General features: G+C 30.8%; 14 protein-coding genes. All 14 read left to right on the forward strand.

The annotated features are described in order from the left end of the window. The first annotated feature begins 2 nt into the window (after window positions 1-2). The 14 genes from ABD771_RS00120 to ABD771_RS00185 are packed head-to-tail and all read left to right on the forward strand — an operon-like array spanning window position 3 to window position 13,583. Complete coding sequence (locus tag ABD771_RS00120; RefSeq protein WP_345088841.1) at window positions 3-1,031, forward strand: glycosyltransferase family 2 protein; 1,029 nt, start codon at window positions 3-5, stop codon at window positions 1,029-1,031. Between the two features lie 3 nt (window positions 1,032-1,034). After that, the gene (locus ABD771_RS00125; protein WP_345088844.1) at window positions 1,035-2,192 is read left to right on the forward strand and encodes a polysaccharide pyruvyl transferase family protein; all 1,158 of its coding nucleotides are present in this window, start codon (window positions 1,035-1,037) and stop codon (window positions 2,190-2,192) included. Next, on the forward strand, window positions 2,192-3,376 hold the full coding sequence (locus ABD771_RS00130; RefSeq protein ID WP_345088847.1) for a glycosyltransferase: 1,185 nt from the start codon (window positions 2,192-2,194) through the stop codon (window positions 3,374-3,376). The genes ABD771_RS00125 and ABD771_RS00130 overlap by 1 nt, the downstream gene beginning before the upstream one ends. Next, complete coding sequence (locus ABD771_RS00135; protein ID WP_345088850.1) at window positions 3,369-4,571, forward strand: glycosyltransferase; 1,203 nt, start codon at window positions 3,369-3,371, stop codon at window positions 4,569-4,571. Before ABD771_RS00130 ends, ABD771_RS00135 begins: the two co-directional genes overlap by 8 nt. Beyond that, window positions 4,564-5,469 carry a glycosyltransferase family A protein gene (locus tag ABD771_RS00140; RefSeq protein ID WP_345088853.1) on the forward strand — a complete coding sequence of 302 codons (906 nt, stop codon included), beginning with the start codon at window positions 4,564-4,566 and terminating at the stop codon, window positions 5,467-5,469. Before ABD771_RS00135 ends, ABD771_RS00140 begins: the two co-directional genes overlap by 8 nt. 1 nt (window position 5,470) lies before the next feature. Beyond that, window positions 5,471-6,031, forward strand: a complete 561-nt coding sequence (locus ABD771_RS00145) for an acyltransferase (RefSeq protein WP_345088856.1) — start codon at window positions 5,471-5,473, stop codon at window positions 6,029-6,031. A gap of 5 nt (window positions 6,032-6,036) precedes the next feature. Next, a complete protein-coding gene (locus tag ABD771_RS00150; RefSeq protein WP_345088859.1) occupies window positions 6,037-7,200 on the forward strand; it encodes a glycoside hydrolase family 88 protein in 1,164 nt (387 codons plus the stop codon). Between the two features lie 3 nt (window positions 7,201-7,203). Continuing rightward, window positions 7,204-8,298: a glycosyltransferase family 4 protein gene (locus ABD771_RS00155; protein ID WP_345088862.1), complete on the forward strand. Its 1,095-nt coding sequence runs from the start codon at window positions 7,204-7,206 to the stop codon at window positions 8,296-8,298. Then, a complete protein-coding gene (locus ABD771_RS00160; protein WP_345088865.1) occupies window positions 8,295-9,401 on the forward strand; it encodes a glycosyltransferase in 1,107 nt (368 codons plus the stop codon). Before ABD771_RS00155 ends, ABD771_RS00160 begins: the two co-directional genes overlap by 4 nt. Beyond that, window positions 9,398-9,964 carry a serine O-acetyltransferase gene (locus ABD771_RS00165; RefSeq protein WP_345088868.1) on the forward strand — a complete coding sequence of 189 codons (567 nt, stop codon included), beginning with the start codon at window positions 9,398-9,400 and terminating at the stop codon, window positions 9,962-9,964. The genes ABD771_RS00160 and ABD771_RS00165 overlap by 4 nt, the downstream gene beginning before the upstream one ends. Next, a complete protein-coding gene (locus tag ABD771_RS00170) occupies window positions 9,964-11,061 on the forward strand; it encodes an EpsG family protein (RefSeq protein WP_345088871.1) in 1,098 nt (365 codons plus the stop codon). Before ABD771_RS00165 ends, ABD771_RS00170 begins: the two co-directional genes overlap by 1 nt. Before the next feature lie 8 nt (window positions 11,062-11,069). Next, window positions 11,070-12,101, forward strand: coding sequence for a glycosyltransferase (locus tag ABD771_RS00175; RefSeq protein WP_345088874.1), 1,032 nt, complete (start codon window positions 11,070-11,072; stop codon window positions 12,099-12,101). 7 nt (window positions 12,102-12,108) lie between these two features. Then, complete coding sequence (locus tag ABD771_RS00180) at window positions 12,109-13,224, forward strand: glycosyltransferase family 1 protein (RefSeq protein WP_345088877.1); 1,116 nt, start codon at window positions 12,109-12,111, stop codon at window positions 13,222-13,224. Next, on the forward strand, window positions 13,221-13,583 hold the full coding sequence (locus ABD771_RS00185) for a glycosyltransferase family 2 protein (RefSeq protein ID WP_345088880.1): 363 nt from the start codon (window positions 13,221-13,223) through the stop codon (window positions 13,581-13,583). The genes ABD771_RS00180 and ABD771_RS00185 overlap by 4 nt, the downstream gene beginning before the upstream one ends. The last annotated feature ends 6 nt before the right edge of the window (window positions 13,584-13,589 follow it).

Raw genomic sequence — 13,589 nt, forward strand, 5'->3', positions numbered from 1 at the left:
TAATGGTGAAGGTTTCTGTAATTATTCCGGTTTATAATGCTGCCCAATATTTGGAGCGGTGTATAGACTCGTTGTTAAAGCAAACCTTAACTTCATGTGAGTTTATTTTTATAAACGATGGCTCGACCGATTCTAGCTTGTCAATTTTGGAACACTATCTAGAAAAAGATGTTCGAGTAAAATTAGTGTCTCAAGAAAATAAAGGTGTTAGTGCGGCAAGAAATGCTGGTTTAAAAATTGCAAGTGGCGATTATATAGGTTTTGTAGACGCAGATGATTTTATAGAAAAAGATTATTTTGAAAAATTGTATTCTGCTTCCAAAGGAGATTTGGATGTTGTAGTTTGCCATTATAGTTCTGTGCAAGATGGTTACAGCATAACGTCTAAACATCCTTTTCAAACGGATATAGTACTGGATGAAACTTATATAAAGAAAGAAATTATTCCTTTTTTTATAAGTAATGAAAGTATAAATTCTAGTTGTACGAAATTATATAAAAGAAAAGTCATTGATGAATTTTCTATTCAATTTCCTATTGGAGTTGCTCTTGGTGAAGATGGTTTGTTTAATAGTAACTTTTTTTCAAAATCGAAAAAAGTATGCTTTATAAATTATATTGGATATCACTATGTTGAGGTACTTAATAGTGCTACAAGAAAGTTTGATTTTACTAAATATTTTGAACGAATTATTCAAGAAAGTAAGCACGATTATTCCAATTTGGAAAATGAATTTTTAAACACTCAAACAATTGAATTTTTAAAAGCAGAAAAGTATATTACTAAAATTATCTCTTTGTGTCATCTATGTCATGCTTTGGAGTGTAATTTTACAAAAAATCAGGTTGATGATGCGATTATCAGAATTGTAAAAGAACCAGTAACAATAAAAATTATAGATAACTATTATACTACTATATTTACTCAGAAATCTAACTATGAAAAAGTAATTTTATTTGGAATAAAATACAAGTTAGTTTTTTTAATTTCGTGGGTTATACGCTATAGTAATTACAGAAATAAAAAATAAATTATGAAGATATTATTGTTTTTTCATGGAGGAAGTTTGAATAGAGGATGTGAGGCTATACTTAGAACAGCAGTTGATTTAATTAAAGCTAAAAATCCGAATGCTATTGTAAATGTAGCTTCATTTGATGCTGAAACCGATAACGAAATACCGCTTATTGATACTTTGTATGCTACTCCGCAGAATGAAATTTCAAAGTATTCTATTTCTGGTTTCATTTCAGCATTAAAGATTAAATTTCAAAATGATGAGACCTATTATCAAAGGTACAAGTTTAAAAAAATCATTGATTTAATTCCAGAACATGATGTTTTTCTATCCATTGGTGGCGATAACTATTGCTATGGTGAGCAACCTTGGATTTATGAAGTAGATCGATTGATAAAAAAAGCAGGAAAGAAGTTGGTACTTTGGGGTGCATCCATAGGAGATGAAGATTTGTCAGAACCAAAAATCGCCGATTTAAAATCGATGGATTTAGTATTAGCCAGAGAAAGTTTGACCTATGCTATTTTAAAAGATAAAGGCGTAGCAAATGTAAAATTGGTTGCCGATGGTGCTTTTACCATGCAGAAAGAAGAGGTCGATTTACCAGAGGGTTGGCAAGAAGGAAATACTATAGGATTCAATTTTAGTCCTTTAGTATGGCAACGTAATGAAGCTTCTAAAAAAGCAGCCTACGAATTGATTCAACACATTCTAGATACTACTTCTATGACTATAGCTTTAACACCTCACGTTATGGTTCCCGGAAATGATGACCATGAAGTATTACAACAATTTTATAAAGATTTTAAAGCTTCAGGACGTATTTTATTGCTGCCAAATAATTTGAATGCTATTCAGTATAAGGGTTTGATTGCCAAAATGCGTTTCTTTATTGGTGCCAGAACACATGCTACTATTGCAGCTTACTCTTCTTTAATTCCGACTTTAGTTTTGGGTTATAGCGTAAAATCTAAAGGTATTGCTAAAGATATTTTTGGTACAGAAAAATTGGTTTTAAGTATCAATGAAATTTCAGATAGTAAGAAATTAATAGCAGCTTTTGATGAAATGGTATCAGAGGAACAACAGCTAATTCTAACTTTAGCTAATAATATTCCTACTATTAAAGAAAATGCTAAGAAAGCGGTAACGTATTTATTTGAATTAACTTAATGAAGCAACAATTACTTTTTGTACTTCCAAGTCTTGAAGCCGGTGGCGGTGAAAAGAGTTTGGTTACCTTATTAAACTGCATCGATTATGAACAATATGATGTTGATTTAGTTTTGTTTGTACCAAAAGGAATTTTCTTAAAACAATTGCCTAAAAATGTTAGGCTACTTTATCTTAACGACGGTTATAAAACATTTACTTCTGGATTGTCTTGCGCTATTGTTAGTTTTTTAAAACAAGGAAAATTAGGTTTTGCTTTTTCAAGACTGCTGTATACTTTTAAATCTAATGTAATCAAAAATAAAGGTAAAGCGGAACAATATTCTTGGAAACATTTAAAGAAATCAATTACTTCACTTCCAAAAGAATATGATGCAGCCATTGGTTTTTTAGAAAAATCATCTATTTATTTTGTTGTTGATTGCGTAAAAGCAAAAAAGAAAATTGGTTTTATTCACAACGATTATGTCAAATTGGATTTAGACGCTTCTTTCGATTTGCCTTATTTTGAAAAGTTGAATACTATCGCCACGGTATCTGAACAATGTGTGACGGTTTTAAAAGAAGTTTTTCCAACCCAAAAAGATAAAGTACAATTGTTATACAATATAGTTTCTGCCAAATTAATTCATCAAATGGCAGAAGAACCAGTAACCCTAGCTACCACAAAACCAAGTTTGCTATCTATAGGTCGATTGCACCCACAAAAGGGATTTGACTTAGCAATTGAAGCTGCAGCACTATTGAAGCTGCAAGGTTTAAATTTTGTTTGGTATATTATTGGTGAAGGAGCAGAGCGAACTGCTTTAGAACAAGCTATAACAAAGAATGATTTAGAAAAACATATTGTTTTGTTGGGCATTAAAGAGAATCCATATCCCTATATAAAGCAAACTACAATTTTTGTTCAACCATCAAGATATGAAGGAAAATCAATTGCACTTGATGAAGCAAAACTTTTACATAAACCGATTGTGGTTACCAATTTTACAACAGCAAAAGACCAAATTAACCATTTAAAAAATGGAATTATTTGTGAGATGGAAGTCAATAGTTTGGCAGATGCTTTAACAAGTTTATTGGTAAATGAAAGTTTACAAAATGAATTATCTTTACACTTATCTAAAGAATCTTTAGGTTCAGAAGATGAAATAGATAAATTTTATAACATAGTAAATGGCTGAAATTAAAAAAAATCTCCTTTTTATTATCAATAATTTGAATTGTGGCGGTGCTGAGAAATCACTTGTTTCTCTTTTGCAAACCATAGATTATTCAAAGTATGCTGTAGATTTATTTGTGTTCAAACACGAAGGAGTATTTTTTGAGAATCTTCCCAAAGAAGTAGTTGTTTTAGAGGAGCAAACCATTGTGCCTTATTTGTATTCAAGTACCAAAAGTGCTGTTTTAAAAGCTGTTAAGAACTTTAATTTTCATGCTATTTATTTAAGGATTGTTTTATATCTATTGTCCAAAAAATATAAAAGTGGTGTTTTGCAAGAACAGTATTTTTGGAATTACTACGCTAAAGCACTTTCTAAACTTGAGAAAGAATATGATGTCGCCATAGGTTTTCAAGAGAAAAATCCTATCTATTTTTGTATTGATAAAGTTAGTGCTAAAAGTAAAATTGGATGGATTCACACCGATTTAGAAAAACTGCAATTGGATTTTGATAATGATAAATACTATTTCGAAAAATTAAATCATATGGTTACTGTTTCTGATGGATTGACGGAACGATTGCAAAGTAAACTTCCAGATTTAAGCACAAAAATCATTACTATTGAAAATATTATTTCATCAAAAATTATCACAGAATTAAGTAAAGAACGTATTGATGTAAGTTTTGATTCGGCTTATTTTAATCTTATCTATGTTGGTCGAATTGCCAAAGAAAAAGGATTATTCATGGGATTGGAAGCTCTTAAAATTTTAATTGAAAAAGGGCACAAAGTACGTTGGTATCTTATTGGCGATGGCGATCAAAAACTGGCTCTTTTGAATGAAGCTAAAAACTATGGGGTTTCCGAGTATTTGTTTTTTCTTGGATTGAAGAGTAATCCGTATGCCTACATTAGTAAAGCATCAGCCTTTATTTTACCATCCTTTTTTGAAGGAAAATCCATTTCATTGGAAGAAGCTAAGTTATTACATAAACCAATTGTGGTTACCAATTTTAGTTCTGCTAAAGATCAAATTGATCAAGGTGTTACAGGTTTGATAGCCGATATGAATGCTATTTCAATTGCCGAAAAAGTAGAACAACTTATTAGTAATAGTTCGCTACAAGAGGATTTAATCAATAATTTGAAAAATACTACCTTTGGCACTGAAAATGAAGTAACTAAATTTTACAATTTGATTTCTAATGGATAGTGCTAACTTGATTACCATTTTTACGCCATGTTACAATAGAGCTCACTTGCTTTCACAATTGTATCAAAGTCTATTAGAGCAAAATACTACTAATTTTGAATGGCTTATAGTTGACGATGGAAGCACAGACGATATTGAAGAAGTAGTAGCTAATTTCATTTCAGAGAATAAAATCCCAATTTCATACTACAACAAACCCAATGGCGGAAAGCATACAGCTATTAATTATGGTGTTCAAAAAGCTAAAGGTGCTTTATTTTTTATTGTAGATAGTGATGATTTTTTGTCAAAAGAGGCAGTAAAATTGACTACTGATGCATGGGTAAAAATTAAAAATAATGACAAAATAGGCGGTATTATTGGTTTGTCAGAATTTACTAATGGTCAGCTTGTTGGCGATACTTTTTTGGAAGACGAATGGCGATTGTCATTTTCAGATTATTATTTGAAACATCATTTGAGAGGAGACAAATCGGTTGCTTTCAAAACTAGTGTGATGAAGGAATATCCATTTCCGGAAGAAGCAGGAATTCGTTTTGTATTTGAAGCGGTTGTATGGCATGAAATGGCAAAAAAATATGATGTTTTAGCCTTAAATAAAGTACTACAATATAAAGAATATTTGGTAGAAGGATTGTCGGATAGCTCTTATAAACTATGGTATATCAAATCTTTAGCTTTTTCGTATTTTCAATTGATTGCTAATAAAACGTATTCTTTTTCAAGATACCCAAAAACTTATATTTGGAGTTTTATTCATTTAGCCATTAACTCTTTGCTTAGCGGAACTAGTTATTTTGATAAACTGCCCTCATTTAAAGATAAATGTTTATATTTAATTTTATTTCCAAGAGGATATTACTCTTATTTGAAAATGAGAAAACTAATTGTGAAGTAGTATGATAAAAAAAATTATACAAAAGATATATTATAAGATAAAGGGAATAACTCCAGAACAACTAACTTTAGAAGCTAATATAAATGCAGGAATGAAGGTTGGAAAAAATTGTTATGGACTAATAGGTTGTACTATAGATTATGCTCATAGTTGGTTGATTGAAATAGGTGATGATGTTGTTTTTGCGCCTCAAGTTTACTTGTTAGCACACGATACAAGTACGAAAAGAAGCTTGGATTATACAAGAATTGGAAAAATTAAAATTGGAAATAATTGTTTTATTGGAGCTAGAGCATTTATTATGCCGGGTGTAACTATTGGTGATAATTCCATAGTTGGAGCGGGAAGTATTGTATCTAAATCAGTTCCGGCAGATGTTGTTGTTGCAGGTAATCCAGCTAGAATTATTTGCACAGTGGCCGAATATGAAATCAAGTTGAAATCAACTTTTGAAACATCACCAAAGTTTGGAAAAGAATATACATTAGATTTTTCTATTACCGATGCTATGAAGCAAGAAATGATAGAAAAGATGGAAAACACAGTAGGATTTGTTAAATAAAAAATATGGTTTACTTACTACTTATAGTATTTTTTACACTTTTATTGGTTCTAATTATTGACTTGTATCCACAGTTGAATACTTGGCAAAGCCGTATTAAAATTGGAAGGTTTTCCAATGATGAATTGTGGAAAGAAAAAGTAAAAATTATTGCTGTGCGATGGTTAAAGCAAACACCTACCATAAAAGTAACCGACAATACGCGTTTAATAATAATTGATATTTTAAAAGGAAATTATAAACGAAATGCTATTCAAAGTTGGCAAGAAGCAGCCTTACTTCTTGGTTTAAATCAATATAGAAGTACAACTCAAAATAAGGAACTATCCAATTCTATTAATTCCTTCGTTACTTCAAAATTAGATTCAAATGGAAACTGGATTGTACCACCAACCGAAGTTGACTCGGTAATTTTAGGATATGCTTTATTGAAATTAGATGATTTTGATTTTGCAAAGTATAGACCAGCCTTTGATTTTTTGTATGAAATGATTTTAAATTTAAAGGGTTCTGATGGTACTATAGCTTACCGAAAACATACTTCAGATTATCGTTATGTGGATACTATTGGTTTTATTTCTCCATTTTTAGTGCGTTATGGTTTGCTTTTTAATCAACCAGAAGCGGTTGCTTTAGGAATTAATCAGATACGTGTTTTTAATTCTCACGGAATGTTAGCTAATCATTTTATACCATGTCATACGTACAATAGTAAAACAAATTTACCTGTCGGATTATTCGGTTGGGGACGAGGTTTAGGTTGGTATGCGATTGGGTTAATTGATGCTTGGAGTGAATTACCAGAATCTCATCCAGAAAAGGAAGAAGTAACTCAAATGGTCGTAGCTTTTGGGAAAATGGCACTCTCTTTTCAAAATGATAATGGCAGTTGGAATTGGTTGATAACGAATAGACAATCTCAATTTGATTCCTCGGCTACAGCCACTTTAGCGTGGTTTTTTGCCAAAGCCAAAACTATTTCAAGTATTGCTAATGAAAGTGAGCAAGCCAAAGTTAAAGCTCTAAATTATTTAAAGCAGGTAACTCGAAGAGATGGTGTTGTAGATTTTTCACAAGGAGATACCAAAACTATAGGAGTGCATTCGCAACAGTTTGATATTTTGCCATTTACACAAGGATTTTGTTTAAGAACAATTTACCAAGCATAATTCATGAAACTATTATACATCACAAACGGTTTAAATGGCTCAGGTGGACTGGAACGTGTTCTGTCTATTAAGGCAAGCTATTTGGCTGAAAAGATGGGTTATGAAGTTCATATTGTTTGTTTGAATGATTCGCATCTCCATTTGTTTTACGACTTTAGTTCTAAAATAAATTTGCATAGTATTTCAGTTTCAGGAAATCCAGTATCGTATATAAAAAACTATGTTTCTGGGCTAAATAAATTGGTTTCTCATATACATCCAAATGTGATTTTGGTTTGCGACGATGGATTAAAAGCTTTTTTTCTTCCTTTGTTGATTAAGTCAAATGCCAAAATGGTCTATGAACGACATGTTTCCAAAACTATTTCGATTGGGAAAAATGCAGGATTTTTAAAAAGAACTGCTACTAAGTTTCATTTCTTTTTGATGAATATTTTAGCTAAAAAATATGATAAATTCGTTGTGCTAACTAACGAAAATCGAAAAGAATGGCCTTTGCAAAATTTAGAAGTTATTTCTAATCCGTTGTCTTTTTACCCAGAAGCATCTGCATCACTTACTGCTAAGAAAGTTATTGCAGTTGGTAAACAAAGTCATCAAAAAGGGTATGACTTATTATTGCAAGCATGGCAAAAAGTTGTAGCTCAACAACCTGATTGGCAATTAGAAATTTATGGAAAGAAAGAACCATTAGAGGGCCTAGAAGCTAAAGCAGTTTCATTAGAGATTGCCTCAAATGTACATTTTTTTGATCCAGTAAAAAATATAGAAGTTAACTATTTAGAATCCTCTATTTATGTAATGTCTTCTCGTTATGAAGGTTTTGGAATGGTTTTAATTGAAGCTATGGCATGTGGCGTTCCATGTGTGTCGTTTGATTGTCCGTATGGTCCAAGTGATATTATAGATGATGGTGTAGATGGTTTTTTAGTTGCTAATGGTGATGTAGATTTGTTAGCCCAAAAGTTAGTATTGCTTATTGAAGATGATGCTTTGAGAACTAAGATGGGAAATAATGCTAAAGTTACTGTTAAGCGATTTTTACCAGAAACAATATGCAATCAATGGGATACACTTTTTAAATCGTTGGTGCCATGAAAAAAATAGTTATCCTAGTCGATCAGATGCATTCTCATGGTGGAATTGAGAAATTGGTTGCTATAAAGGCTAATTATTGGAGCGCTATTTTTGGCTATGATGTGACTATTTTAAGTTCTGAACAAGCCGGAAAACCAATAATTTACGAATTAAACGATAAGGTTAAATTTCAAAATTTGGCCATAGACTTTGATAGAACAAAAAGCTATTTTAGTAGTATTAATATTTTGAAATTAGTTAAAAATATTTTAAAAATACAACTGTATATTTTTAAACAAAAACCCGATTTTATTTTAGTTGCTTCACATATTCCAATCACATATGTTTTACCTTTTTTTATTAAAGGAAAGACTAAAACAATTAAGGAATTTCACTACACAAAATTTTACGATTCCAATATAGGGTTCAAAAACAAACTACTAATTTTTGTAGAATCAAGATATGATTATTTAGTAACATTGAGTAAAGAAGAACAAAGCTTTTATTACTCAAATAATACTGTTGTTATTCCAAATCCAATTGAGGAGGAGATAAACGAACCTTTAATTCCTTTGTCTCAAAGACCACTTGTAGCCATAGCTATTGTGAGGTTTGCTCCTGTGAAGCAGTTAGAAAGTATGGTTGCAATTTGGGAACAGTTTTATAAAAATCATCCAAAATGGGAATTGCATTTATGTGGTTCTATTGGGAATGAATATTATCAAAAAATTTATAATTTAGTTCAAGAAAAGCAATTAGAATCAACAATAGTATTCAAAGGTCAAACGAATGAAGTTTCAAAGGTTTTACAAAGCACAAGAGTTTTATTAATGACTTCTATTCAGGAATGTTTTCCAATGGTTATTTTGGAAGCTAATGCTGTTGGTGTTCCCGTAATTTCATTTGATTGCCCAACTGGACCAAGAAACATTATTCACGAATCAGAAGACGGTTTTTTAATACCAGTTGAAGACCAAAATACTTTTGTAAATCGACTAGAGGAACTCTCTAATGATACTCTACTTTTGGATACTTTAGGAAACAATGCAAAACAAAATGCATCGAATTATATTCTTTCAAAAGTGATGAATCTATGGAATACTATTATATTTGCTAAATCATGATGAGGACACTATTTCTTTTTGTCGGACAATTATTTTTTATTCCTCATGGAGTATTGTTTCTGTTGTCTAATAATAAAGAGGTTATTGTTCGTGATTTGTATGCTAGAACTATTCCAAAACAAGGATTAGTCAATCAATGTTATGATTTGACTAAAGAATTATTGTTAAGCAAATATTTTAGAACACTATTTTATTATAGAACTCCGGGAATTTTTTCAAAGTTATTAAGAATTTTTTATCCCAAACAAGACTCTTTTACAATCGATATGCATACTAAAATTGGAGCCGGATTGCAATTGGCACATCCCTATGCAACGATTTTGAATGCTACTTCTATTGGAGAAAATGTTTATGTAAATCATCTAGTTACACTCGGTGAAAAAGATGGTAGAAAACCAATTATTGGAAATAATGTTCAATTGCACGCCGGATGTATAGTAATAGGAGGTGTAACCATTGGTAATCATGCCATAATTGGAGCAGGAGCTGTAGTTGTTAAAGATGTGCCAGAATATGGGGTAGCTGTAGGAAATCCTGCAAGAATAATTGAAAAAAATAGTTAATGAATCTAATACCTGCAGAATATTACACCAATTTTTATTATCAATTTTTATTGTTAATGACCTTGTTTGTATTGGCTCAAGGTGGTACAAAATTAGAGTCGTCTCAAAATTTGAGTACTAAAAACGTTCTGGGTTTTATCATTTTTGTTATCTTATTATTTTATATTGGTTTGCGTCCACTAAATTATCGATTTGGAGATATGGTAATTTATAATAGACAATTTCAAACGTATGTTTCAGGAGCACCATTAAAGATTGAAAAAGATTTACTTTTCGAATATTTTAAATTTGGTATTGCTCAAGTAGCCAATTCTTCTGTGTTTTTCTTTCTATGTACCATTTTGTATTTAGTTCCTTTGTATCTGGCTTGTAAAAAGTTCTTTAAAGACTACTGGTTTTATGGTTTTTTTATGCTTGTAATTTCTTTTTCCTTTTGGACCTATGGTACTAATGGACTGCGAAATGGCATAGCCACAAGTCTTTTTTTGTACGGATTGTCTAAAGATAAAAAGTTTGTGATTCTAACAATATTGTTTGCCAGTACTTTTGTGCATAAATCGATGTTGTTGCCATTATTTGCTTATATTGCTACTTTAGTTTACAACAATTCAAAAGCTTATTTTTATTTGTGGCTAGCATGTATTCCTATATCTTTGGCTTTAGGAGGTTTTTTTACTAATTTCTTCATGACTATTGGAATTGTTGAAGAAAAAGTAGTAGAGGGATATTTGGGAGAATTTAATCAAGCAGCCGAAGGAGTAGAATTGAATGTAGGTTTTCGATGGGATTTCTTAGTTTATAGTGCCTCTGGCGTTTTTGCAGGATGGTATTATGTTTTTAAACAAAAATATCAAGACAAACTTTATCTTCAATTGCTTAATGTTTTTTTGTTTTGTAATGCTTTTTGGATTTTAGTAATTCGAGCTAATTATTCTAATAGATTAGCTTACTTATCTTGGTTTATGTTAGGTATTATCATTATCTATCCGCTTATAAAAAATAAATTTTTTGAGAATCAGCATCAAGTAATTGTACGTATCATTTTAGCCTACTTTGCTTTTACTTATATAATGAACGTATTTGTATACAAATTATAAATTAAAAAATGAGTCCATTGATTAGTGTTATTATTCCTGTTTATAATGTTTCAAAATACTTGAAGCAATGTTTGGATAGTATAATTAATCAAACCTATAAAAACCTAGAAATTATTCTTGTAAATGATGGTTCAACGGATGATAGTCTAAAAATATGTGAAGTTTATGAACAATTAGATTCTAGAATCGTTGTTATTTCTCAAGCAAATAAAGGATTAGCTGGAGCAAGAAATACCGGTATCGAAAATGCAAAAGGTGCTTATTTAATGTTTGTTGATAGTGATGATTGGATGGAATTGCATGCCATAGAAACTGCATTTTCTAAAATGGATGAAGTAGATTTGGTTTGTTTTTCTTTTTACAAAGAATATCCAACTACACAAGTAGCTAGAGTTTTTGGTTTAAATGGAAAATATGAAGCTGCTTTTATGCAAAGAAGAATTACAGGTCCTATTAAAGAAGAACTTTCAGACCCTAGTCATTTAGAAACTTTAGTTACGGCTTGGGGTAAACTATATAAAACGACTACCATTAAAGAAAACAAAATTCAAGCTAAAAATCTAAGTGAAATAGGAGCTTGGGAAGATGGTTTTTTTACTTGGGAGTATCTCAACCAGTCAAAATCGGTTTACATTTTGGATGTGCCAATGTATAACTATAGAAAGTTTAATTCAGAGTCTATAACTTCAAATTACAAAAATAGTTTATTAGACAAGACCAATCATATGTTCGATTTGCTTTCGGAACAATTAAAAAAGCATAATAAAGGAACCGACTATCTAGAAGCTTTCAATAATAGAATTTGTCTTAGTGTTATTGGGTTGGGTTTAAATGAATCTTTTAACAAAGCTTCTTTTTTTACAAAATGTAAGAACATGAAAACGGTTCTTAATTCTAGACATCATAAATTAGCCTTTAGAAATTTGGAATTGCGCTATTTTCCTATTCATTGGAAATTATTTTTCTTCTTTTCTAAATATAAATTGACAGTTCCTTTATTATTATTGTTACTAGCGATTAAAAAAATTATTAAAAAGTAATTTCAAAATGGAATATCCAATTAGAATTTTACAACTTTTTACCATACTCAATCGCGGTGGAGCAGAAACCAACGTGATGAACTACTACCGAAAGTTGGATAGAACTAAGTTTCAGTTTGACTTTATTGTTCATCGTGAAGTGCCAGGTGCTTATGAAGATGAGATTACTGCTTTGGGAGGAAAGATATACAGATTACCACCTTTTAATCCACTAAAGATTAAAGAGTATAAAAAACAGATTGCCTTATTTTTTGACCAACATACCTATCCAATAATTCATGGGAATTGTTCAGAATTGGGAATTTATATTTATCAAGAAGCACAAAAAAGAAATACTCCAGTAATTATTGCTCACGGGCACAATGCCACAGATGGTTGGAATTTGAAATCGCCTTTTAGATATTATTATAAAAAGCGAATGATGCGTTACATAAATACCTATTTTACTTGTGGCTATGATGCCGCTGTATGGCTTTTTGGTAAAAAAAATGCTAGTAAAGCCTTTACAATGACTAATGCTGTTGATACTAAAATGTTTGCTTATGATGAAGTCAAAAGTCTTCAGATAAGAAAACAATTAGAAGCATCTACCACACAAAATTTTATTCATGTAGGTCGCTTTAACGAACAAAAAAATCATGAATTTCTTATTGAAGTTTTCGCTGAATTGGTGAAATTGAATTTAAATAGAAAACTTTTTTTGGTTGGCAATGGTGAGTTAATGGAATCTATGCAAAAAAAAGTTGCGGGTTTACAACTTGAAAAAAATATAATTTTTCTCGGATTACGAAGTGATGTAAACGAATTGCTTCAAGCAATGGATGTGTTTTTGTTTCCTTCTTTGTTTGAAGGATTGCCAGTTTCTTTGGTTGAAGCACAAGCAAGTGGTGTAAAGTGTTATATTTCTGATGGTGTACCTAAAGAAGCAATAATTGTAAATGATAATGTAAAAGTTATTTCTCTAAAGGAATCAGCATCAATATGGGCGCAAACTATTCATTCTCAAAATGATTTTATTAAAAAAGATGTTTCTCAAGTAGTCATTGATAAAGGATATGATATTAACAAAAATGTTATCCTTTTACAAAAAAAATATTTAGAACTATTGCAACAACATTCATGAAGACGTTAACCATTTTTACACCAGCTTTTAATAGAGCTCATTTACTGCCCAGACTTTATGAAAGTTTGTGTAATCAAACTTGTCAAGATTTTGATTGGTTGGTTGTTGACGATGGTTCCTCAGACGATACAAAAGCACTAGTATTAGGTTGGATTACAGAGAATAAAATTCCAATAACCTATATCTACCAACAAAATCAAGGAATGCATGGTGCTCATAATACAGCTTATAGGAATATAAAAGCTACGTTGAATACTTGTATAGATTCTGACGATTACATGCCTTTGAACGGAGTTGCCTTGATTTTATCAAAATGGGAAACTATTGATCAAAAAAATATGCTGGAATTATTGGTTTAGATGCTT

Origin of the sequence: Flavobacterium chungnamense (assembly GCF_039539165.1) — a bacterium.
In the GTDB taxonomy this organism is placed as follows: Bacteria; Bacteroidota; Bacteroidia; order Flavobacteriales; family Flavobacteriaceae; genus Flavobacterium; species Flavobacterium chungnamense.

Bases quoted from the DNA above. Each gene is read 5' to 3' on its own strand.
- ABD771_RS00180 (WP_345088877.1), top strand. From the start codon at position 12,109: ATGGAATATCCAATTAGAATTTTACAACTTTTTACCATACTCAATCGC.
- ABD771_RS00170 (WP_345088871.1), top strand. From the start codon at position 9,964: ATGAATCTAATACCTGCAGAATATTACACCAATTTTTATTATCAATTT.
- ABD771_RS00125 (WP_345088844.1), top strand. From the start codon at position 1,035: ATGAAGATATTATTGTTTTTTCATGGAGGAAGTTTGAATAGAGGATGT.
- ABD771_RS00160 (WP_345088865.1), top strand. From the start codon at position 8,295: ATGAAAAAAATAGTTATCCTAGTCGATCAGATGCATTCTCATGGTGGA.
- ABD771_RS00140 (WP_345088853.1), top strand. From the start codon at position 4,564: ATGGATAGTGCTAACTTGATTACCATTTTTACGCCATGTTACAATAGA.
- ABD771_RS00120 (WP_345088841.1), top strand. From the start codon at position 3: ATGGTGAAGGTTTCTGTAATTATTCCGGTTTATAATGCTGCCCAATAT.
- ABD771_RS00185 (WP_345088880.1), top strand. From the start codon at position 13,221: ATGAAGACGTTAACCATTTTTACACCAGCTTTTAATAGAGCTCATTTA.
- ABD771_RS00145 (WP_345088856.1), top strand. From the start codon at position 5,471: ATGATAAAAAAAATTATACAAAAGATATATTATAAGATAAAGGGAATA.
- ABD771_RS00175 (WP_345088874.1), top strand. From the start codon at position 11,070: ATGAGTCCATTGATTAGTGTTATTATTCCTGTTTATAATGTTTCAAAA.
- ABD771_RS00165 (WP_345088868.1), top strand. From the start codon at position 9,398: ATGATGAGGACACTATTTCTTTTTGTCGGACAATTATTTTTTATTCCT.
- ABD771_RS00150 (WP_345088859.1), top strand. From the start codon at position 6,037: ATGGTTTACTTACTACTTATAGTATTTTTTACACTTTTATTGGTTCTA.
- ABD771_RS00155 (WP_345088862.1), top strand. From the start codon at position 7,204: ATGAAACTATTATACATCACAAACGGTTTAAATGGCTCAGGTGGACTG.
- ABD771_RS00135 (WP_345088850.1), top strand. From the start codon at position 3,369: ATGGCTGAAATTAAAAAAAATCTCCTTTTTATTATCAATAATTTGAAT.
- ABD771_RS00130 (WP_345088847.1), top strand. From the start codon at position 2,192: ATGAAGCAACAATTACTTTTTGTACTTCCAAGTCTTGAAGCCGGTGGC.